Genomic DNA, 20621 nt, shown 5'->3' with positions numbered 1-20621 from the left:
GACACCGGGATGGCGGGGAACTTCGGCGTTGATATCCTCGTTACCCTTGGTGGAAGAACTGTCCGTGGGCGTATGGAAACAGGCGATGAACGAGAACTCGCGGGCCGATCTGGTGGTGCGCGGCGCGTCGGCCGAGGTGCTCGGCCAGCGGCTGGAGGAGCCCGTGATCGAGCTGTACCGCCAGCTTTCGCGGTTTCTCCTCGTCTACAAGTTCGCCGTCGAAGAACTGCTGACGAAGCTGCGCATCCTCAGCGAGGAGTTCGACTTCGTGCACCGGCACGACCCGATCGAGCACGTCACCAGCCGGGTCAAGCGGCCGGAGGCGATCACCGCGAAGCTGCGCCGCAAAGGTTTCGACGTGAGCCTCGACACGATCGCTGAGCACCTCGACGACATCGCCGGGGTGCGGGTGATCTGCCCGTTCGTCTCCGACGTGTACCGGGTCGCGGAAATGCTGAGCGGGCAGCACGACGTGGAGTTGTTGCTGAGCAAGGACTACATCGCCGAGCCGAAGGCCAACGGGTATCGCAGTTTGCATCTGATCGTGCGGATTCCGGTGTTTCTGTCTTCTCGGGTCGAGCACGTCAAGGTCGAGGTTCAGCTCCGTACGATCGCGATGGATTTCTGGGCTACCTTGGAGCATAAGCTCTTTTACAAGTACGACGATCAGGTTCCTGCGGATTTCGCGGATGAGCTGGCGTCTACGGCTCGGATCGCCGCGCAGCTTGATGAGCGGATGCAGGCGTTGCATTCTCGGTTGCGTTGACCTTTTTTGGCGGTGCGGTGCGGGTTTACGGCACGCCTGCGGCGGTGGTCGGGACGCTTCGGCCTGTGTGGTGGTCGCGTGGCGTTGGCGGGGCTTGGTGCGCGTGGATTTCGTAAGGCTGCCGGGAAAGTGCTGGTACCGGACGTGTTTCATGCCGGGCTGCGACCGGCCAGCCCAGTTCACCGACCTCGACCACGCAACAGCCCGGTCCGACGGCGGCGGCACCGGCAAAGCCAACCTCCGGCCGATGTGCCGAACCATCACCTGCTACGCAACGAAACCGGGTAAACGTTCGCAACAGGCCACAATGGACAGATCGTGGTCACTGCGCCCAGTGGCCGCACTTGCACCGAGGGGTCTTCCTCGGGTTCAGGACGCGCTGATTCCGCTGACGGCGAAGAACTCCTGGCGGGTGTCACGGTCCTCGCGGAGCAGGCCGTGCAGGGCGGAGGTGACCGTGCGGGCGCCGGAGGCCTGGACGCCGCGCAGTGACATGCACATGTGCTCGGCTTCGATCACGACGCCGACGCCACGGGGTGCCAGGTGTTCCTGCAGCCAGTCCGCGACCTGCTTGGTCAGGCGTTCCTGGACCTGGAGGTCGCGCGCGAAGAGCTCGACGACCCGCGCGAGCTTGGAGAGGCCGAGGATGCGTTCGCCGGGGAGGTAGCCGACGTGCGCGACACCGTGGAACGGCAGCAGGTGGTGCTCGCACAGGGACTGGACGGGGATGCTCTTCGCCACCACGAGTTCGTCGTACGCCTCGTCGTTGGGGAAGGTGGTCAGTTGGAACTCGCGTGGGGTGAGCAGTTCCGCGTAGGAGTTCGCGACCCTGCGCGGGGTGTCGGCCAGGTGCTCGGACGACGGGTCCTTGCCGAGTGCGACCAGGAGGTCCGCGACGGCTCGCCTGGCGGCGGGCAGGTCTACCGTGCCCCGGTCGTGGACCACGCCGAGATGTCGCGCCGGTGGGGCGGCTTCTTCCAGGTTCTCGACACTCATCGGGCGGGTCCTCACGTTCGGGTTCTCAAGAAGCTCGGGCCGACTTTAGAAGTTGTGCACGATTTTCGTCAATCAATGTTTGTTTTAGAGTGGCGGGTATGACAGAACCTCCGGCCGTGTCGGCGGTGGCGGCGCTCGACGAGCCCACCCGCAGGCGGCTCTACGACTACGTGGCGCGGCAGGCGGCGCCGGTGGGGCGGGACGAGGTCGCCGCGGCCACCGGTGTGCCGCGGCCGACGGTGGCGTTCCACCTCGACAAGCTGGTGGGGGAGCGCCTGCTCGAAGTCACCTTCGGGCGCCGCACCGGGCGCAGCGGTCCCGGCGCGGGGCGGCCGGCCAAGCTCTACCGGCGCTCGTCCCGGCAGGTGACGGTGTCGCTGCCGGACCGCCACTACGACCTCGCCGCGCACCTGCTGGCGTCGGCGCTCGAAACGGCGGACGAGTCGGGGCGGGCGCCGCGGTCGGTGCTGGCCGAGCAGGCCGGGGCGCTCGGGCATCGGCTGGGGGAGGCCGCCCTGCGCACCGCGCGAGGCGCCGAAGCCGTCCGGTGCGTACTGGAGGAGCACGGGTTCGAGCCGCGGGCCGAGGACGGCGACGTGGTGCTGGGGAACTGCCCGTTCCACCGGCTGGCGCTGGCGCACACCGAACTCGTGTGCGGGATGACGCTGAGCCTGCTCGAAGGCGTCCTCGACGGTATCGGCGCGCACGGGGTGCGCGCGCGGCTCGCCCCGGCCGCCGGGCAGTGCTGCGTCCGGCTCGAACGCCGCGAGAAGACCGCTTAGGTTCCTGCAGCCGTTGCCGAACCCGGCCGAGCGGGGCATCCGCGTCACCAGCTTGCGCACCCGTTCCAGCACGCCGTCGCCGAGCGTGAAACCGGCCCGGCGCGCCATCAGCACGAACAGTTCGACCAGCTCGTCGTCGCCGTAGTCGACGAAGTTCAGCGTGCTCGGGAACCGGGTCGCGAGTCCCGGTGACCCGATCACGGAAGCCTCACCCTGCGTCCCGGACGCCGGGGCTGGTCCCACAACGGCGGAACCGGTCGTCGAAGTCCACTATGGACCGATGGCAGGGTGGTGCCACTGGTCGCCAAGTGCCTGCCCGAGCGGCCACAATGGGCGGTGCCGGTGAACCAGCCGGCCGGGAGGACGGAGGCAAGTCCTGTGGTTCCGCGTCTGCTCGCCGGTCTCGTCGCGACGGCGTTGCTGGTCACCGGCATCATCGCGCTCGCGAGCACGATCACCGCGGCACCGGACGGCCGCGGTCTCGTCGTCCGCTGCGGCAGTGCCTTCGCCCCGGACGACAGCCAGGCGAACCTGTTCGCGAAAGCCAGGGAACTCGACGCCGAGCTGACCGGCAACCGCCCGGAACTGGGCGGCCCCGGCGCGATCTACGCCTGGGCGTGCGACGACGCGATCGGCATGCGGCGGCTCTGGGCATGGCCGCTGGCCGGTATCGGCGCGCTCGGTCTGGTGGCCGCGGTGGCCGTTCGTCGTCGGAGGTCCGCGGAATAGCGGCTCAGCCGCGCAGCAGCGCCAGCGCGCAGTCCGCGAGCATCGGGCCGAGCGCGGGAAGGGCGTCCGCACCGGGCCCCCGCAGGCACTCGCGGATCCGGTCGTCGATACCCCCGATGGCGAAGCGGAACCATTCGACCGGCGGCTCGGGCCAGGTCCCGCCCCGTGCTTCGCGGCAGGCTTGCCGCAGGAGATCCGCGAACAACCGCAGCATCGCCTCGCGCTGGTCGAGCACCGTCGCCCCCGCGGACAGGGTTTCGATGTGCAGGGCGCGGGCAGCCGCGGGCTCGGCGGCCAGCGCGTCCACATACGCCTGGACCGTTGCGCGAACCAGCGCGCGCCAGTCCTCGTGCGGCGCGGCCGCGGCCGCTTCGAGCTGGCCGATGACGACCTCGGCGGTGATGGTGAACCCGGCCTGGAAGCAGTGCTCCTTAGACGAAAAGTGCTCGTAGAACGTCTTGCGCGACACCCCGGCCCGCTCCACGACGTCCCCGATCGTCGTCGCCGGGTACCCCTTGTTCGCCGCGGCTTCCAGCAGCGCCACGATCAAGCGCCCCCGCTGTGACGCCACCACGTCACCCTTCGTGAGGCGATGGCGCCCGCTGGGCAGCCGTGGCGTGTTGAGATCGCTGAGCGAGGTCACGGTCACCGCCTCAGATTACGCCGCGGGCCCGGTCGCACTCCTTGCGCGACCAATCGAGAAACTCTAGCGTACTTCGTGTACGGCACAGTTTATCGGTTTTCGGCACGCCGGGAGCCGATGACCAGGGAGGTTCGCGCATGGCGCCGCGGTTCGAGGCGGTCATCGTCGGGGCGGGGTTCGGCGGGATGGGGGCCGCGATCCAGCTCAAACGGCTCGGCATCGACGATCTCGTGATCCTCGACCGCGAGGACGACCTCGGCGGGACCTGGCACATAAACCGCTATCCGGGGCTCGCCGTCGACATCGCCTCGGTGACCTACTCGTACTCGTTCGAGCCCAACCCGCACTGGTCGCGGCTGTTCGCGCCCGGCGCCGAACTCAAGGCGTACGCCGAGCACGTCGCGGACAAGTACGACCTCCGCCGCCACATGCGCTTCAACGTCGTCGTCGGGGGTGCCCGGTGGGACGACGAAGCCCAGCAGTGGGAAGTGCGCGTCGAGAACGGGGAGACGATCACCGCGCGCTACCTGGTGACCGCGACCGGCTTCCTTTCACAGCCCAAGATGCCCGACATCCCCGGTATCGAGACCTTCGCGGGCAAGGTCGTCCACACGACGGACTGGGACGACTCCCACGACCTCACCGGGTGCCGGGCGGCGATCATCGGCACCGGCGCGACCGCGGTCCAGCTCGTGCCGAAGGTCGCGAAGAAGGCGGCCGAGCTCACCGTCTACCAGCGCACCCCGATCTGGGTCGCGCCGAAGCCGGACCTGCGGATCCCGCCACCGGTCCGGCGGCTGTTCGCGCGGGTCCCGGCCACCCAGCGCCTCGCCAGGGTGGTCAGCACCAGCCTGCTGGAGATGCTGATGGTGGTCGGTGTGCTGCGCTACCGGCAGGCGCGCGTCACGAACCGGGGCGCGGAACTGCTGGCGCGGGCGCACCTGCGCCGCCAGGTCAAGGATCCCGTCGTACGGCGGAAACTGACCCCCGGTTATTCGTTCGGCTGCAAGCGCCCCACCTTCTCCAACACCTATCTGTCCACATTCAACAGTCCACACGTGCACCTGGAGACCTCGCCGATCGCCCGCGTCGAACCGGATCGGATCGTCACCTCCGACGGCGGGTCGGCCGAGATCGACACCCTGCTGCTCGCGACCGGGTTCGACCTGTGGGACACCAACTTCCCCGCCATCGAGATCATCGGGCGCGAGGGCCGGAACCTCGGGAAGTGGTGGCGGGAAAACAGGTTCCAGGCCTACGAGGGGATTTCCGTCCCGCGGTTCCCGAACCTGCTCTCCCTCAACAGCCCGTACTCCTACAGCGGGCTGTCGTACTTCACCACGATCGAGGCGCAGATGAAGCACATCGACCGGCTCTTCGGCGAACTGCGCCGCCGCGGCGCCACCACGTTCGAGGTGACCGACCGCGCCAACGACGACTTCCTCGACGCGGTCACGGGCCGCCTCGGCGACTCCGTCTTCTACGTCGGCGACTGCTCGTCCGCCCGCAGCTACTACTTCAACCAGCACGGCGAAGCCGCTTTGCTGCGCCCGAATTCCACGCTGGCCACCCATCACCAGGCCACCCACTTCCCGGTGACCGACTACCACTACGCGTAGGCGATGGCTGGTGTTCCCCTGGTGGACGCCTTCGGGGCTTCGCCAGGGCTTCGCCGGCGCCGTTGCCGATGAGTCAGGAGCGGCGTGGGCGTCGTGAGACGAGCACGAGCGTTCCTCCGGCGGCCAGCAGTAGCGCGGCCCAGTACAGCGGGGCGAGGGTGGCACCGGTCGAGGCGAGGTTTCCCGGCCGGAACGCGACCTCGGGCACCAGGTCGGGTCCGGCGGCGCCACCGCCCTGCCCGCCCGAGGCGCCACCGCCCGCGCCCGGCAGGTTCGAACAGCCCGCGCCCAGTGTCACCGTCGCTTCGTCGAGGACGTCCCCGGCCTGGTAGAACCCGGCGAACGCTTCCGAACTCGTCAGCGTCGCCTTGATCGCCGAGACTTCGAGGGTGCCTTCGCCGTCGGTCTTCTTCGCGGTCGCGAGATCCAGGTTCGCCAGCGCGACTCCCGGTTTGCTCACCGGCGGCGAAGGGGAGCCGGTCGTCGTTTTCAGCTCGACGTCGGCGTAGAGCGTGCCCTTGCCGCCCGAGACCACGACCTTCGGGTTCCGCAACACGAGCGTGAAGAAGTGCGACGGGTAGCCGAAGGTGACCGTCCCCCGGAACCCGGCGGTGAACTCGCCGGGCGAGGCGTACTCGGCCGTGCCGAACCCGAACCGGTAGGCGCCCGTCGGGATCCCGGCGGGGTTCGGCCTGCCCTGGACCGCCACCTCGTCGATGCCGGTGATCTCGGCGCCGTCGGCCGCGGTGATCGAGTTCCCGGTCGCGGTGCCGCCGAGCCCGGTGCCGACGTACTGGCGGAAGCTCTTCTTGAAGCCCCACACCAGGTTTCCCTTGCGCACGCTGCCCGGTGTCAGCACACAGGCCGGGTCAGGTCCAGGAGCGGACGGGGCTGGCGTGGTCACCGGTGGGGTGCCGGTGGGCGGGGTGGTGACCGGTGGGCCCGCCTTGCCGGGGAAGACGAGCGAGCCGAGGTCGAGGTCGTCGCCCGCGTGGTAGAAGCCGGCGAACGCGGCGGCACCGGCATCGGTGAACTTCGCCGATTCGAAGTCGACGACCACGTTTTCCTTGTCCTGCCTCGGATTTCCCTTGACCTTGACCGACCCGAAGACCACATCGGACGGTGGCCGGACATCTTTCGGCGCGGTCTTCGTGCCGTAGAACGCGTAGTTCACGGTGCCGGAGATGGTGCCCGTGCCGTCGCCGGCCAGGGTGACCTTCGGGTCCGCGAAGCCGAACGCCCAGATCATGTGCGGTTCCAGTGCGTAGTCGACGCGGCCGCCGAACGCCACTGTCCCCTTCTGACCGTCCCAAGTGGACTTCTGATACGGCCACGCGTACGGGAAGGGCTTGGCGGCGGGCGGGTCCTGGTCGAGCTTGGTGCCGTTCGACGGGGTGATGGTGCCGTGGAACTTTTCGATGTAGCTTCGCCAGCCCTGCTTGAGACCCCAGTGCAGGCCGGCCGAGCCGGTCGGTTCCGGCCCGGGATCGCCGATACCGGCGAACTTCAGCGGTGTCGTGCGGTCCCACGCGCCGTCCGGGGTGTCCCAGCCGAACACGTACACGCTGAACGGCGTGGTCTTCGCGCTGTAGGTGGTGCCGAGCGAGGTGTACTCCGCCTTGACCGTGGCGGTGAACTCCCAGCTCCCATCGGGGTTGAGCCGGATCTGCGTGCCCTTCGGCTCCTTCGTGATCAGCCTGCTCACCTGGAAACCGGTGCCGGTGCGGTCGCGGACGTCGGGCTTGTCCGGGCCGACCCGCAGCCCGAAACCCCTGCCGCCATTGGCCTCGGGGTAGAACCCGGTGCCCTTGACGGTGATCGCGGTGCCGGCGGGATCGAGGTCCGCGCTGGGCGTCACGGTCACCTTCGGGATGAACACCGGCTCCGCGGCCAGCGCGGGCGGAACCGAAAGCCCCACGGCCAGTACCGCCGCGACCAGTGCGGCGCACCGTCTTCTCCAGCGCACGACTACTCCTTTTCCTGGCTGTCAGGGGAAACACCCGCGCGGCGACGGCGCAGCACCAACGGCGTGCCGACAGCGGCGAGCACGACCACGGCCGCGATTCCGATGAGCCACCACACGCCGGTGGAAGATTCGGCCGAAGCGGCGGGCTTGACGTCGGCTGCCGCGGCGTGATCGGCCGTCACCGGCGCGGTCGTCGTGGGCACGGGGGAGGGGGACTGCGACGGCGTCGGCTGCGGCGGCGCGCTGGTCGGAGGCGGCGGCGGAGGCGGGGCGACCGGCGGCGCGGCGGGCGCCGGCTTCGGCTTCGGGACCGCGAACGTCACCGGGGTGAAGGTTTCGTTGGTGGCGTTGACGACTCCGTGCGCGCCGACGGTGATCAGGCCGCACCGCGTCGCAAGGCAGTCCACGTCGACGGCGGCGCCGTTGCGGTCGGTCGCCTTGAACCGGGCGCCCGGCACCACGATCTGTGCTTGCCACGAGCCGTCCGCGGCGATCGTGCCGCCGTTCGCCGAGGACGCGGTGTCGCCGCCCGGGAAGGCGATGAAGCGCTGGAAACCGCGGTTGTCCTTGGCTTCCTTGTCCGGCACGTACCGGTACGTCGCACCGGAAGCGCCGCCCTTGCTCGGCTGCCACCCGCCGTCGGCGACCCAGCCGAACAGGAGGTAGATCCCGCCGAACCCCTTGGGGACCGACTGGAACCCGGAGCCCCGCACGGTGAGCACGGTCGCGTACTGCGGATCGGCGGTGGCGGGGGAAACCGCCACGCGGGCGCCCGCCGCTTCCGCGGGCACCGGCGCCACCATCATCGCGGCGAGCACCGCAACCGCGCTCGCTAGCGTTCTTCGCATCAGCTCTCCTCAGCAGGTCGATGGGGCAGGACGACGGGCTTTCCGGTGCGGGGGTGGGCGAACACCTCGATCGGATGCCGGTAGACCTCGGTCAGCAACGATTCGGTCAGCACTTCGCCGGGTGGCCCGGTGGCGACGACCTCGCCGCGGTCGAGCACCACCACCCGGTCGGCGTGCGCCGCGGCGAGGCCGAGATCGTGCAGGACCACCAGTACGGCGTTCCCGTCCCCGGCCCGCGCGGACGCGATGCGCAGGACGTCCTCGGTGTGCCGCAGGTCGAGCGCCGCGGTCGGCTCGTCGAGCAGCAGCACCCCGGTGTCCTGGGCGAGCACGCGGGAAAGCGCGGCACGCGCCTGTTCACCACCGGACAGCGTGGTGAGGCGGCGTCCGGCGAACTCCGTCATCCCGGTCGCGGCGAGCGCCCGCGCCACCACCTCGTCGTCGCCCGCTTCGGCGTCGGTGCCGGCCCACGGCGCCCTGCCCATCCTGACCACGTCGCCGACGGTGAACGGGAACGACACCGCGTTCTGCTGCGGCAGCACCGCGCGCAGCCGTGCGAGGTCCACAGTGGACCATCGAGGCACCGCTTCGCCCGCTATCCGCGCTTCGCCGCTGTCCGGGGTGAGGTCGCCGGCGAGCACGGCGAGCGCGGTCGACTTCCCTGCCCCGTTCGGCCCCACCAGCGCGAGCACCTCACCGGAACGCACTTCGAACGATACCTTGCGCAGCAAGGACTTTCCCGACACCGCGAAGGACACATCGGACAGTTCGGCGCTCGCGGCCGTCTTCGGGACGGGTCGCGGGGTCCGGCGCGTGAACACCGTCATGCCCAGCCTCCCGACCGGCGCCGGGTGCGCAGCAGGAGCCAGAAGAAGAACGGCCCGCCCACGATCGCGGTGAGGATGCCGATCGGCAGGTCCGCGTAGTCGAACAGGGTGCGCGCCGCGAGATCGGCCGCGCTCAGCAGCAACGCGCCCGCGAGCAGCGAGGCCGGGATCAGGACGCGGTGGCCCGGCCCGACGAGCATCCGGATGCCGTGCGGCACGATCAGCCCGACGAACCCGATGATGCCGGAGTACGACACCGCGGCGGAGACCATCAGGGCGACCGCGACGATCGCGGTGAGCCGGAGCGCTTCGACGTTGACGCCGAGGTGCCGTGCCTGTCGTTCGCCGAGCGCGAGGAGGTCCAGCCTGCGCGAGAGCACGAGGGCGACGACGACCCCGGCGACCGCGAGCGGCAGGAGCGTGACGACGTAGGGCCATCGCGCCGAGGCCAGCGAACCCAGCTGCCAGAACACGATCTGCTCGCGCGCGGCCTGGTCCCCCGCGAACAGGGTGAACGCGATGACAGCGCTCGCCACCGCGTTGACCGCGACCCCGGTGAGGATCAGCGTGACCACTTCGGACCGGCCGCGCGAGCGCGCCAGCGCGTAGACCCCCATCGTGGTGACCAGCCCACCCGCGAAACCCAGTGCGGGCGTGGAGAAGGAGCCGAGGAACGTCGCACCGGACACAATGGACAGACTCGCGCCGACCGCGGCCCCCGAGGAGACGCCGACCACCGCGGGTTCGGCCAGCGGGTTGCCGAACACGCCCTGCATGAGCGCGCCCGCCACGCCGAGCACACCGCCGACGAGCAGCCCGAGCACCACCCGGGGGAACCGGACCTGCCACAGGGTGGATTCGGCGAACGGGTCGGCGAGCGGGGACCCGAGCCCCAGCCGGTGCAGCACCGAACCGGCGACGTCGCCGAGGTCGATGTCGTACTGGCCCATGCCGGCCGAGACGAGGCACACCAGCACGGTTCCCGCAGCGAGCACGGTGAAGAGCGCGGTCACCTTGACCGTGCGGGTCATCCGGTGACCTCGGGCGCGTACAGCACGCGGGCGAGCGCGTCGAGCACACCCGCGGTGCGCGGCCCGAAACCGAGGATCTGGCTGTCGTCCATGTCGACGAACCGCCGGTGCTGCCCGGCGGGGGTCTGCGCGACCCCGGGGACCCGCAGCGCGCCGTCGACGCCGCCGACGGACTCCATGCCCTTGGTCATCATGAGGATGACGTCCGGCTTCGCCTTCGCGAGCGCTTCCGGGTTGACCGGTCGCATGCCCTCGACACCGGCCTCCGTCGCCACGTCGGTGCCGTTGAGCCCGTCGATCAGGGAGTCCGCGCCGGAGCCCTTGCCGAACAGGTAGTAGACCCCGGACTGGCCGCGCAGGTACAGGAACGCGATGCGCAGCCTGCGTGCCGGGTCGGTGGGCGCGAGCCTTGCTATTTCGGCCTTTTTCGCGGTGATCTCGCTGTCGAGGCGCGTTGCGAGCCGGTCACCCGCTTCGGGCGCGCCGAGCGCGGCGGCGACGTCGTGGACGAGCGCGCCGACGTTGCCCATGGTGCGCTTGGCGTCCAGGACCACCACCGGGATCCCGGCGTCGCGCAGTTGCAGCAGGACGTCCCACGGCCCGAGCGTGGTGTCGGTCAGCACGACCGACGGATGCAGCGCGAGGACCGCTTCGGCGTTGAGCTGGTGGCCGTTCCTGGTGACCAGCGGCAGTTTCCGCGCCGACGGGAACCCCGTCGAGACGTCCCTGCCGACGACCCGGTCGCCGAGCCCGAGGCTGAAGACCGTCGCGGCCAGCGTGCCTGGCCGGTCGAGGGCGAGGATGCGGCTGGTGTCGCCGATGGTGACCCGCGTGCCCTGGTGGTCGGTGACCGTCACCGGCAAGTGCTGCGCCGGTGCCGGCGCGCCGGTGATGTCCGCGTCGGGGAGCGAGGCCGTGCCCGGCCCGGTCTGCGCCCGCGGATCGGCGAGCGGGGCCAGCTCGGCGAGCGGGCGCCGCGGCCCGCTCGCCGAGTCCCCCGTGGCGGCCCCCGGTCCGGCACATCCCGCGAGCGCCGCCGTCAGCAGCAGCGCGCTCACGGTGGTGCACATCCCCCTTGACAACATTAGGCAAGGCTAACCATATTGATCACGCATAGGTAAGCCTTGCCTAATGCTGTTATCTTGTTGTGACCGAAGGGAATTCCCCGCAATGTCGAACAGATCGACCCTGCTTCGCGCTGCCCTCGTCACCGTCGTCGCGGCCACCGCTGCCACGGCACTCGCCACGCCCGCGCTCGCCGCGCCGGGCGACGCCACCCACAACGGGCTCACCCTGTCCGCCTCCAATGCCACCGGACTCGCTCCGGCGGGGGAGACGATCACCGTGACCGGTGCCGGGTACGACCCGGCGAAGGGCTACTACGTCGCACTCTGCGCCGTGCCGGAGGACTACGGCTACGGCACCAAGCCCAGCCCGTGCGCCGGCGGCGACGGACAGGGCGGCACCAGCGTCGGCCCGTCCGCCTGGGTCACCAACAACCCGATCGGCGGCAGCGCCGCCACCCCGATCGCCGCGAACGGAACCTTCAGCGCGAAGATCAGGATCGCGAAGACCGGCACCGGCCTCGACTGCGCCGACCCCGCGGTGACCTGTGCGATCGTGTCGCGCCGGGACCACTTCGCGGCATCCGACCGCACCGCCGACGTGTTCATCCCGGTTTCCTTCGGCTGACCGGGTTTCCAGGCGCGGCCGCCGCTGTCCTCGCGGCGGTCGCGTCGCCCCGCGAGTCCGAAGTGGACTATCCGGGCTTCGACCTCCACGAGTGTGCCGCCGGGCCGGGATTCCTGGCGACGTCGGTGGTCCAGTACGGGTTTTCGGCGCCGCGCAAGGCATCGGCCCTCTTCCTGTGCCTGCCTTGTTAAGGTACCCGGGTGGAACCCGGCGAGGAAGCACCGCAGGGCGGCGACCCGGTCTGCTGGCTCGACCGCGTGTGCCCCGAGTGCGGCCGGTTCGCCGAGGGAAACTCACCGCGCTGCGAGCGCTGCGGCGCCGAGCTCCCGTCCGACGAGCGCTGATCGGGGCATGGCGGGTAGGGCGATTCAGCGTGCGCGGGCTACTCGGCGTTCGTCCCAGACCGGGTCCGGTGTTTCGCGCACCACGCCGTCCGAGCCGAAGACCAGGTACCGGTCGAACGACTTCGCGAACCAGCGGTCGTGGGTCACCGCGATGACCGTGCCCTCGTAGGCTTCGAGGCCGTCCTGCAGCGCCTCCGCCGATTCGAGGTCGAGGTTGTCGGTCGGCTCGTCCAGCAGCAGCGCCGTGGTACCGCCCAGTTCCAGCAGCAGGATCTGGAAGCGGGCCTGCTGGCCGCCGGACAGCTTGTCGAACCGCTGATCGCCCTGCTGCTCCAGCTCGTACCGGCGCAGCACCGACATCGCGGCGCCACGGTCCCTCGCGTGCTCGGTCCAGAGGATCTCCACCAGCGTCCGCCCGAGCAGCTTCGGATGCGCGTGCGTCTGCGCGAAGTGCCCGGGGACGACGCGCGCGCCGGACTTCCACGCGCCGGTGTGCGCGACGTCCTGCCCGGCGAGCAGGCGCAGGAAATGCGACTTGCCGGAGCCGTTGGACCCGAGCACCGCGACGCGCTCGCCGAAGAAGATCTCCAGCGAGAAGGGTTTCATCAGCCCGGTGAGTTCGAGCCGTTCGCAGGTGAACGCCCGCACCCCGGTCCGGCCGCCCCGCAGCCGCATCCTGATGTCCTGCGGGCGCGGCGGCTGGGGCGGCGGGCCCGCCTCTTCGAACTTGCGCAGCCGCGTCTTCGCCGCCCGGTAGCGCGACGCCATCTCGTCGCTGCGCGCGGCGTACTGCTGCAGGTCGAGTACGAGCCGCTTCAGCTGGGCGTGCTTTTCCGCCCAGCGCCGTTGCAGCTCTTCGTAGCGGGCGAAGCGCTCCCGGCGCGCTTCGTGGTACGTGCCGAAGCCGCCGCCGTGCACCCACGCGTCACTGCCCGCCGGGCCGGGTTCGACGCTGACGATCTTCTCGGCCGCCCGCGCCAGCAGCTCGCGATCGTGCGAGACGAACAGCACGGTTTTGCGCGTCTCCCGCAGCCGTTCCTCCAGCCAGCGCTTGCCCGGTACGTCGAGGAAGTTGTCCGGCTCGTCGAGCAGCAGGACCTCGTCGGGGCCGCGCAGCAGCGCCTCGAGCACCAGCCGCTTCTGCTCGCCGCCGCTCAGCGTCCGCACGAGACGCCATTGCGCTTTCTCGTACGGCACGCCGAGCGCGGCCGTCGTGCAGACGTCCCAGCCCGTCTCCGCCTCGTACCCCCGCACCTCGGCCCAGTCGCTCAACGCCTGCGCGTACCGCATCTGCGCCGGTTCGTCGTCGACCGTCATGATCAGCTCTTCGGCCGCGTCGACCGCCGTGGCCGCATCGCGGATTCGTTGCGGTGCAACGGAAACCAGCAAGTCCCGCACCGTCCGCTCGTCCCGCACCGACCCGACGAACTGCGCCATCACGCCCAGCCCGCCCGAAACGGTCACGGTGCCCCCGTGCGGGCGCAGCTCACCGGCCAGCAGCCGCAGCAACGTCGTCTTCCCGGCACCGTTGGGCCCCACCAGCGCGACGACCGCGCCGTCGCCGACGCGGAACGAGACGTCGCCCAGCAAGACCCGCCCGTCGGGCAGGTCGTAGTCGACGTGCGCGGCTTCCAGATGACCCATGGAGGTGGAGTGTACGGACGAGGTCGCTGTTCGTAACCGGATTTTTCGCGCCGTTGCCGCGTTCGGCGAACCACGGCGCGCCCGTGCGCGTACGGTTCGGATCACTTCACTTGGGGACAGGAGCACCGACATGGACAAGCAGTTCACCGCCGCCTTGCGCAAGAGCCCTGCCAAGGGCGGCTGGACCTACCTGGTCTGGCCGGAGTCGGCGGCCTTCTTCGGCACCCGCGGCCTGGTCAAGGTGCGCGGCACGATCGACGGCGAGGCGTTCGAAAGCTCCTTCATGGCGCTGGGCGACGGCACGCACAAGCTGCCGGTGAAAGCCGACCTCCGCAAGCGCATCGGCAAGGAGGTCGGCGACACGGTCACCGTCGTCCTGCTGGAACGCCTGAACGCCTGACGCGATCTTCATACGAATCCGTGGGTGGGGGTTCGTCGGTGTAGCTGCGCCCGTTGGGTGCGGTGACGGTGAGTACGCCGTCGGCACCGGTGGCGAACTGCCACCCCGGTTCGTCGCGCAGTACGTGGTGGACTCGGCAGAGCGGCCGCATGTTGGCTTTGTCGGTTCGGCCGCCGTCTTTCCAAGCCTGTGCGTGGTCGAGGTCGGTGTACTGGGCGGGCCGGGTGCAGCCGGGCATGCTGCAGGTCCGGTGGGTGACGTGGAGGTACTTCCGCATGGCGCTGGGTGGCCGGTAGTTTTCCCGGCCGAGGTCGACGGGCAGGCCGGTCAGGGGTTCGTCGATGATCCGGTTCCAGACCGAGTCGGCGTCGAACGCGATCGCCCGCGCCATCTCCGGTGAGATGTCACCACACCCCGTCAGCTCGCCCGGATTGTCCCGCAGCCCCAGCAAAGTCCGCAGGTCGATGTGCACGAAGATCTGCGCTTTCGGCTTCCCCGCACACCCGTGACTACCCAGGCAGCGTTCGACCAGCGCATCCAAACGCAATTGATCCATGGTGCGCTTGGCACCTTGCCGCTTCTTCGCCAGCGCGTCCCGGTCACAGGCGGCGTAGAGCGCCTGCGCCCGATCCGACGGCAACTCCGCGAACAGGGTCGACGACCCGTGATCCCCATGCCGGATCTCCAACCGGCGCGCCGCCACTTTCTCCTGACGCCGCCGCTCATACCCTTCAGGATCCACCCGCATCAGCAACGAGTTGACCAACCTCCGCAGTGCGGGCGGATTCCGATTCTCGAACCTCCCCGCCAACAACGAGTCAACCTCAGCAGCCACCCCCTCCGACGCACACGCCGTCGCCTCAAAAACACGGGAGGCCGCATACTCGTCAATGAGCCCTGCTTCCATCGCGGCCAGGGTGCAGGGCAGGTATGAGGTCAACGCGTCAGCGAGCGCCACCTTCCGCTCCGCCGCAGCGTGCGTCACAGCATGCAGCAACCCCACCTGCCCCACGGTGGATCTTCGTGAGGACACTTGCTCCATCTCCGCTATTTCGCGCAGCAGCATTGCCTGCTGATACCGAATAACCCGCAACCGCCGAGCCGCAGAGTCGGAAAGCATACGAACCCGATAAAACTCGTCTTCAGTAGACATGCCACAATTCTACCGCCCCGCAAAACACTTCCCGTCATCCAATCAGGTACACAAAATATCACAGCTTGCCACAACGGGACCACAACAACACGGAAGCCAAACAGCTAACGGGACCGGCAATGCGTCGGGAACGGCACAGCAAGGCGACCAAAGAGATTCGTTCCGTGGGGAACTGTCGCTGGTGACCAACGACGCGACCCGCACCGTGGAGCGACAGTTCCCCACGGCGCGCCGCAGGCGTGCTTGAAACCCTCACCGAGCCCCCGAAACACCCTCACCGAGTCAACAACAAAACAACCAGCCGATCGAGCACATTCCGATCAGCAGCCAAGGAAAAATGGTCAACGCCACGATTATCGTTGAGCGTGAACCGATGATGCCGCATCCCCCTCCAGACGAGCACGGCGTCGTTGGTGAGGTCCTCCTGGTTACCGTCTCCGTCGCGGGTCAGGAACCGCGCAGTGCTCGCGGTCTGCCCCACGGTCAGGTTCGGCAGCCGCGCGCCGACGGTGGTCGTGACGCCGGAGCCCTTTTCCGCGTGCACGTCGACGTCGGGGAACGACCGCGGATCGGCGAACTCGACGAACCCGAGGTAGTGGTCGGCGATCTCACGGGCGACGGGCAGGTGCGCGTCGGCGAAGAGCCCGCGGTAATCGCGCGGGGTGTAGGCGCGGCCGGTGGAGGCGTCTTCGACGACGACCTCGCGGTCGCCGAACACCGCGGGATCGGCGGCGCTGAGGTACGTCGAAGGCGCGGACAGGTACATTTCCGCGCTGCTCCTCGCGTTCTCCTCGTGCACCGGGTACCCGAAGTCCTGCATGTCCAGTCCGGTGAACAGGACCGGGTAGAGCAGGCCCTGGCCGGGGAAGTTGCCCGCGATCGGGGTGAAGCCGTGGACGTACTTCCGCCGCCAGGAGTGGCTGGAGTGGGTGAGCAGGTACTGCGCGTAGATCGGTCCGTTGGAGTGGCCGACGAGCTGGACCGGCCGGTTGCCGTTGGCGAGGTAGGTGTCCTCGACGAGCCGCCGGGTGCGCCGGAGGAAATCGTCCTGATCGGGGGTGAGCCGGGAGTCGTACCCGGCGACGCGGATGTCGTGGTCCCGCCGGTACCCGTTCGCTTCGAGCTTGCGGTACAGCGCTTCGTAATACGGCGCGCTGGTGGTGCGGCCGTAGTCGCGGATCCGGACGTGGACACCGGGCTGCTCGGAGAACCGCGCCGCCATCGGCACCGCGGGGTTCGCGTCGTACCGCAGCGTGCGCAACCGGTCCTGGCAGACCTGGGAGAACGTCGTGCTCGGCCGGTCGTTCTGGTACCAGTCCTCGAAGGAGCCGGAGGCGGGGCAACCCGGTGCGGACGTCTGACCGTCGACGGTCACCGCCAGTTTGGTGAGGTGGAAGGCGGGGAACAGTACGACCGGGGTCCGGCCAGGCGGCGCCGCGACCGCGGTACCCGAGAACACCAGTACGGCGGCCAGCGCCGCGAGCACGATCCGTCGCATCTCCCCACAGTTCCACAAAGATCGGAATCTGCGGCCGAATTCCCCCGTCCGGACGGATCGACCCCGCCGCCCCTCCCGTACCGCGGCCGGGCGAAAATGGCTCGATGGCCGAGTTGATCACCACGCTGCGGGCGATCCGCGCGTTCGACGGCACTCCGGTGCCGCGCGCCGAGATCGAAGCCATCGTCGACGAAGCCAGGTGGACGGGATCGGCGCGGAACCGGCAGCCGTGGCGGTTCGCCGCGGTGACCGACCCCGCCCTGCGCGAGGCGCTCGCCAAGCTCGGGCAGTACGCGCGGCCGCTGGCGAGCGCGCCGACCGCACTACTGCTGCTGTCCGACCCCGGTGCCGGTGCCGACACGGAATTCGACCTCGGCCGGGTGTGCCAGTCGGTCCTGCTCTGCGCGCACGCCCGCGCGCTGGCGACCTGCCCGGTGACGCTGTACCCCGACGACAACGCGCGAGAAGCCGCGCGGCTGGCCGGGTTCCCGCCGCCGTGGCTGGCAAGGCATGCGGTCGCGATCGGGCATCCCGGGCCCGCCGTCGTGGGCCGGTCCGCCGTGCCGACCGGCCGGAAACCCGTCGGCGAGCTGCTCACCCACGTTGGCGGGACAGGCGCCTGATTCACGCGTCCACAGTGGACTTCGTCTTGGCGGAGCGGATCGTCCAGATGAGCAGCGCCGCGCAGACGACCAGCATGAGCGCCTGGGACGCGGTGGCCGCGGTGTCGATCGGGAGCAGGTAGACGCAGGCGATGCGCAGCGCGGCGTCGGCCAGCAACCCGCACCCCCAGACGAGCGTCACCCGGTACCAGCGCGTGCGCATGGCGTCGGTGTTCGCCATCCGATCGAACCCGGTGCGCCCCGACGACGCGGCGAAGCGCTTCGCCGCGTAGTAGGCGATGGGCCTGCCGATCAGGCAACTGCCGAGCATGACCAGGCTCGCGGCGAGGGACACCGCGGCGTCCTTCGCCAGCACGAACCGCGCGTCCCCGGTGACGAAGGTCAGCAGGAGACCGGCGCCGAACAGGACGAGCAGGAACGACGCGAACGGGTCGAGGCGGCGCTGCCGCAGGGCCACCCACCCGACGCGGAGACCCGAGACGACCGTGCCGGACAGCAACGCCGTGTAGGCGCTCGCGCCGAGCAGCTTCGCCGCGAAGTACGCGATCACCGGAAGCCCGATGTCCCAGCACAACATGGCCACCGGTAGCCGGAGCCGATGACCCGCCGCGATGTTTTCCTGTGCCATTTCCTGCTCCTCGTCGTCGCTCCTGTTGACGTGAACGACGCTATGGCGGGAAAGGGCGGAAGTCGTGAGGTCCAGGCTGTATTCCGGGTGGAGAACGGCCTCCACCCGAACGGTCGATTGTGCTTCGACCAGGCGCCGTCCGGCCTACTGCCCGCCCGCGAGTTCGCCGGAGAGCCTGCGGTGCATGGTAGCGCTGGGGGTGTTGAGGCCGACGATCTCGACCGTCTTGCCCCGGCTTTCGTACTTGGTCGTGATCGCGTCGAGCGCGGCTACCGAGGACGCGTCCCAGACGTGCGCCGCGGACAGGTCGACGACCACCTCGCCCGGATCGTTCGCGTAGTCGAACTGGGAGACGAGATCGTTGCTGGACGCGAAGAACAGCGCACCGGTCACGGTGTAGACGACCCGGTCGCCGCCGGGGTCGACGAGCGGGGTGACGGTGACCAGGTGCGCGACGCGCCTGGCGAAGATCACCATCGCGGTGATCGTGCCCGCCACCACGCCGACCGCGAGGTTGTCCGTCGCCACCACGGCGGCCACCGTGATGACCATGACCGAGATTTCGCCTGCGGGCATGCGCTTGAGCGTCGCGGGGGCGATCGAATGCCAGTCGAAGGTGCTGACCGACACGAGCACCATGACCGCCACCAGCGCGGCCATCGGGATCTTGGACACCAGCGGCCCGAACGCGATGCACAGCACCATCAGGAACGCCCCGGCCAGGAACGTGGACAAGCGCGTGCGGGCGCCCGCGGTCTTGACGTTGATCATGGTCTGCCCGATCATCGCGCAGCCGCCCATGCCGCCGAAGAAACCGGTGACGATGTTCGCCACGCCCTGGCCGATCGATTCGCGGGTCTTGCCGGACCGGGTGTCGGTGATGTCGTCGACCAGTTTCGCGGTCATCAGCGATTCCATCAGCCCGACCAGCGCGAACGCGAGCGCGTACGGGGCGATCACGCCGAGGGTGTGGAAGGTGAACGGGACGTCCGGCAGGCCGGGCACCGGCAGGGACGACGGCAGCTTCCCCTTGTCGCCGACGGTCGGCACGGCGATCCCGGCGCCGATCGTGAGCGCGGTCAGCGCGACGATCGAGGCGAGCGGCGCCGGGACGACCTTGGTCAGGCGCGGGAAGAACACCATCACCGCGAGCGCGAGCGCCACCAGGGGGTACACCGGCCACGGCACGTCGATCAGGTTCGGGACCTGGGCGAGGAAGATCAGGATCGCCAGCGCGTTGACGAAGCCGACCATCACGCTGCGCGGGACGAACCGCATCAGCCGCGCGACGCCGAGTGCGCCGAGCGCGATCTGGACGAGCCCGCCCAGTATCACCGTCGCGATCAGGTACCCGAAACCGTGTTCGCGGGCCAGCGGGGCGACGACGAGCGCGATGGCGCCCGTTGCCGCCGAGATCATCGCCGGGCGGCCACCCACGACGGAAATGACCACCGCCATGGTGAACGACGCGAACAGGCCGACGCTCGGATCGACCCCGGCGATGATCGAGAACGAGATCGCCTCCGGGATCAGCGCCAGCGCGACGACGAGACCGGCGAGGACCTCGGTGCGCAGGATCTTCGGAGAGGGCAGCGAAAACCGCCCGGCAGTGCGAGAAGACGTCGTCAAGGAACAGCCTGTCGTGCTCGGGGTCGCCTTCGCGTGCTTTGGAAGGCGTGTCATGGGGGTGGTCGCGCCACCATAACCTCACGTCAAGGCGGGGATTGACGAAGATCGACGCGATGTGGCCGGGGCCACGAGACGGGTCAGGTGAGTTCGGCGAGCGCGGTGCGCAGCCCGGACACCACGACGTGCAGGCCGAATTCGAAGCGCGCGTCGAAGGCGACGAACTGTTCGACCGGCATCTTCGCTAGCCGGGGGAAATCGTTGCCGCGCAACGAATTGGCGAGCACCTCGACCTCGTTGCCAGTCGCGCCCTGCTGTTCGAGCACCTCGCCGAGCACGTAGCAGAAAACCGTGGTGCCGGCCCAGATCGCGCTCTCCGCCGGGAAGCCCGCGTCGTGCAGACCTCCCAGCAGTGTTTCGGCGAGCGTGTGGGTGTGCTGCTGGGCCGCGTAGTTGCCGCCGACGATCCTGGCGCCGTCGCGCTGGGTCAGCAGGGTCTTTCGCAGTCCGTGCGCGAAGGCTGTGACGCGTTTCGCCCAGCCGGCGTCCTCGTCGACGGCGATCTCGGCGGGCACCCCGGACAGAATCGTCTCGGCCATCGCGTCGAGCAGGGCCTGCTTGCCGTCGAACAACCGGTAGATCGTCGGGAGCTGCACGTCGAGACTGGTCGCGAGCCGCCGCATCGTCAGCGACTCCAGTCCGCCGGAGTCGACGAGCGCGAGCGCGGCGCGCGCCACGGTCTCCGCCCGCGCCGGGCCGTCGGTCCGCTTGCCCTTGGCTCTCGTTTGCACGTTAACGATGTTACC

The 20621-nt window shown here is 69.5% G+C and carries 21 protein-coding genes; 8 read left to right on the top strand and 13 right to left on the bottom strand.

Going from position 1 to position 20621, the window contains the following annotated elements; translation table 11 throughout:
• Positions 1-46: 46 nt before the first annotated feature.
• Positions 47-766 (top strand): GTP pyrophosphokinase, encoded by a 720-nt coding sequence (locus ABD256_RS07755; RefSeq protein WP_344415059.1) that lies wholly within the window; start codon positions 47-49, stop codon positions 764-766.
• A gap of 369 nt (positions 767-1135) precedes the next feature.
• Here ABD256_RS07755 and folE read toward each other — a convergent pair whose 3' ends face one another.
• Positions 1136-1762 (bottom strand): GTP cyclohydrolase I FolE, encoded by a 627-nt coding sequence (gene folE / locus ABD256_RS07750; protein ID WP_344415057.1) that lies wholly within the window; start codon positions 1760-1762, stop codon positions 1136-1138.
• Positions 1763-1860: 98 nt separating this feature from the next.
• On the opposite strand from folE, the gene ABD256_RS07745 reads away from it, so the two are divergent.
• A complete protein-coding gene (locus ABD256_RS07745) occupies positions 1861-2544 on the top strand; it encodes a helix-turn-helix transcriptional regulator (RefSeq protein WP_344415055.1) in 684 nt (227 codons plus the stop codon).
• Positions 2545-2922: 378 nt separating this feature from the next.
• Positions 2923-3273, top strand: coding sequence for a hypothetical protein (locus ABD256_RS07740; RefSeq protein ID WP_344415053.1), 351 nt, complete (start codon positions 2923-2925; stop codon positions 3271-3273).
• Positions 3274-3277: 4 nt separating this feature from the next.
• Here ABD256_RS07740 and ABD256_RS07735 read toward each other — a convergent pair whose 3' ends face one another.
• Positions 3278-3922: a TetR/AcrR family transcriptional regulator gene (locus ABD256_RS07735; RefSeq protein ID WP_344415051.1), complete on the bottom strand. Its 645-nt coding sequence runs from the start codon at positions 3920-3922 to the stop codon at positions 3278-3280.
• Between the two features lie 131 nt (positions 3923-4053).
• Here ABD256_RS07735 and ABD256_RS07730 point away from each other — a divergent pair, with 131 nt between their 5' ends.
• Positions 4054-5535, top strand: a complete 1482-nt coding sequence (locus ABD256_RS07730; RefSeq protein ID WP_344415049.1) for a flavin-containing monooxygenase — start codon at positions 4054-4056, stop codon at positions 5533-5535.
• 73 nt (positions 5536-5608) lie between these two features.
• On the opposite strand, the gene ABD256_RS07725 is transcribed toward ABD256_RS07730, so the two are convergent.
• Genes ABD256_RS07725 through ABD256_RS07705 form a run of 5 tightly spaced genes read right to left on the bottom strand, consistent with a single transcriptional unit; the run spans position 5609 to position 11277 of the window.
• Entirely contained in the window at positions 5609-7501 is a 1893-nt protein-coding gene (locus tag ABD256_RS07725; protein ID WP_344415047.1) for an HtaA domain-containing protein, read from the bottom strand.
• Positions 7502-7503: 2 nt separating this feature from the next.
• On the bottom strand, positions 7504-8349 hold the full coding sequence (locus ABD256_RS07720; protein ID WP_344415044.1) for a hypothetical protein: 846 nt from the start codon (positions 8347-8349) through the stop codon (positions 7504-7506).
• Positions 8349-9176: a heme ABC transporter ATP-binding protein gene (locus ABD256_RS07715; protein WP_344415042.1), complete on the bottom strand. Its 828-nt coding sequence runs from the start codon at positions 9174-9176 to the stop codon at positions 8349-8351. Before ABD256_RS07715 ends, ABD256_RS07720 begins: the two co-directional genes overlap by 1 nt.
• A complete protein-coding gene (locus ABD256_RS07710; protein ID WP_344415040.1) occupies positions 9173-10207 on the bottom strand; it encodes a FecCD family ABC transporter permease in 1035 nt (344 codons plus the stop codon). Before ABD256_RS07710 ends, ABD256_RS07715 begins: the two co-directional genes overlap by 4 nt.
• Positions 10204-11277 (bottom strand): heme/hemin ABC transporter substrate-binding protein, encoded by a 1074-nt coding sequence (locus tag ABD256_RS07705; RefSeq protein ID WP_344415038.1) that lies wholly within the window; start codon positions 11275-11277, stop codon positions 10204-10206. Before ABD256_RS07705 ends, ABD256_RS07710 begins: the two co-directional genes overlap by 4 nt.
• 100 nt (positions 11278-11377) lie before the next feature.
• Between ABD256_RS07705 and ABD256_RS07700 the strand changes: the two genes are divergently transcribed.
• Both ABD256_RS07700 and ABD256_RS07695 read left to right on the top strand, forming a co-directional pair.
• Positions 11378-11899 (top strand): hypothetical protein, encoded by a 522-nt coding sequence (locus tag ABD256_RS07700; protein WP_344415036.1) that lies wholly within the window; start codon positions 11378-11380, stop codon positions 11897-11899.
• Positions 11900-12099: 200 nt separating this feature from the next.
• A complete protein-coding gene (locus tag ABD256_RS07695; protein ID WP_344415033.1) occupies positions 12100-12243 on the top strand; it encodes a hypothetical protein in 144 nt (47 codons plus the stop codon).
• Between the two features lie 24 nt (positions 12244-12267).
• On the opposite strand, the gene ABD256_RS07690 is transcribed toward ABD256_RS07695, so the two are convergent.
• Positions 12268-13887 (bottom strand): ABC-F family ATP-binding cassette domain-containing protein, encoded by a 1620-nt coding sequence (locus ABD256_RS07690; RefSeq protein WP_344415031.1) that lies wholly within the window; start codon positions 13885-13887, stop codon positions 12268-12270.
• A 130-nt stretch (positions 13888-14017) separates the two neighbouring features.
• Here ABD256_RS07690 and ABD256_RS07685 point away from each other — a divergent pair, with 130 nt between their 5' ends.
• Positions 14018-14287 (top strand): DUF1905 domain-containing protein, encoded by a 270-nt coding sequence (locus ABD256_RS07685; RefSeq protein WP_344415029.1) that lies wholly within the window; start codon positions 14018-14020, stop codon positions 14285-14287.
• Here ABD256_RS07685 and ABD256_RS07680 read toward each other — a convergent pair.
• Both ABD256_RS07680 and ABD256_RS07675 read right to left on the bottom strand, forming a co-directional pair.
• Positions 14253-15440: an HNH endonuclease signature motif containing protein gene (locus tag ABD256_RS07680; protein ID WP_344415027.1), complete on the bottom strand. Its 1188-nt coding sequence runs from the start codon at positions 15438-15440 to the stop codon at positions 14253-14255. The genes ABD256_RS07685 and ABD256_RS07680 overlap by 35 nt on opposite strands.
• Before the next feature lie 274 nt (positions 15441-15714).
• The gene (locus ABD256_RS07675; protein ID WP_344415025.1) at positions 15715-16938 is read right to left on the bottom strand and encodes a lipase/acyltransferase domain-containing protein; all 1224 of its coding nucleotides are present in this window, start codon (positions 16936-16938) and stop codon (positions 15715-15717) included.
• Positions 16939-17042: 104 nt separating this feature from the next.
• On the opposite strand from ABD256_RS07675, the gene ABD256_RS07670 reads away from it, so the two are divergent.
• Positions 17043-17561 (top strand): nitroreductase family protein, encoded by a 519-nt coding sequence (locus ABD256_RS07670; protein ID WP_344415023.1) that lies wholly within the window; start codon positions 17043-17045, stop codon positions 17559-17561.
• A 1-nt stretch (position 17562) separates the two neighbouring features.
• Here ABD256_RS07670 and ABD256_RS07665 read toward each other — a convergent pair whose 3' ends face one another.
• The 3 genes from ABD256_RS07665 to ABD256_RS07655 all read right to left on the bottom strand — a co-directional run bounded on the left by ABD256_RS07665 (position 17563) and on the right by ABD256_RS07655 (position 20606).
• Entirely contained in the window at positions 17563-18189 is a 627-nt protein-coding gene (locus ABD256_RS07665) for a VC0807 family protein (protein ID WP_344415021.1), read from the bottom strand.
• A gap of 144 nt (positions 18190-18333) precedes the next feature.
• Positions 18334-19818: a SulP family inorganic anion transporter gene (locus ABD256_RS07660; protein WP_344415018.1), complete on the bottom strand. Its 1485-nt coding sequence runs from the start codon at positions 19816-19818 to the stop codon at positions 18334-18336.
• A gap of 137 nt (positions 19819-19955) precedes the next feature.
• Complete coding sequence (locus tag ABD256_RS07655; protein WP_344415016.1) at positions 19956-20606, bottom strand: TetR/AcrR family transcriptional regulator C-terminal domain-containing protein; 651 nt, start codon at positions 20604-20606, stop codon at positions 19956-19958.
• Positions 20607-20621: the final 15 nt, after the last annotated feature.

The sequence above is a fragment of the Amycolatopsis minnesotensis genome (assembly GCF_039529815.1).
GTDB classification, from domain to species: domain Bacteria; phylum Actinomycetota; class Actinomycetes; order Mycobacteriales; family Pseudonocardiaceae; genus Amycolatopsis; species Amycolatopsis minnesotensis.
The sequence above is the reverse complement of the archived record's forward strand: the minus strand, read 5'-3'. Positions and strand labels throughout refer to the sequence as shown.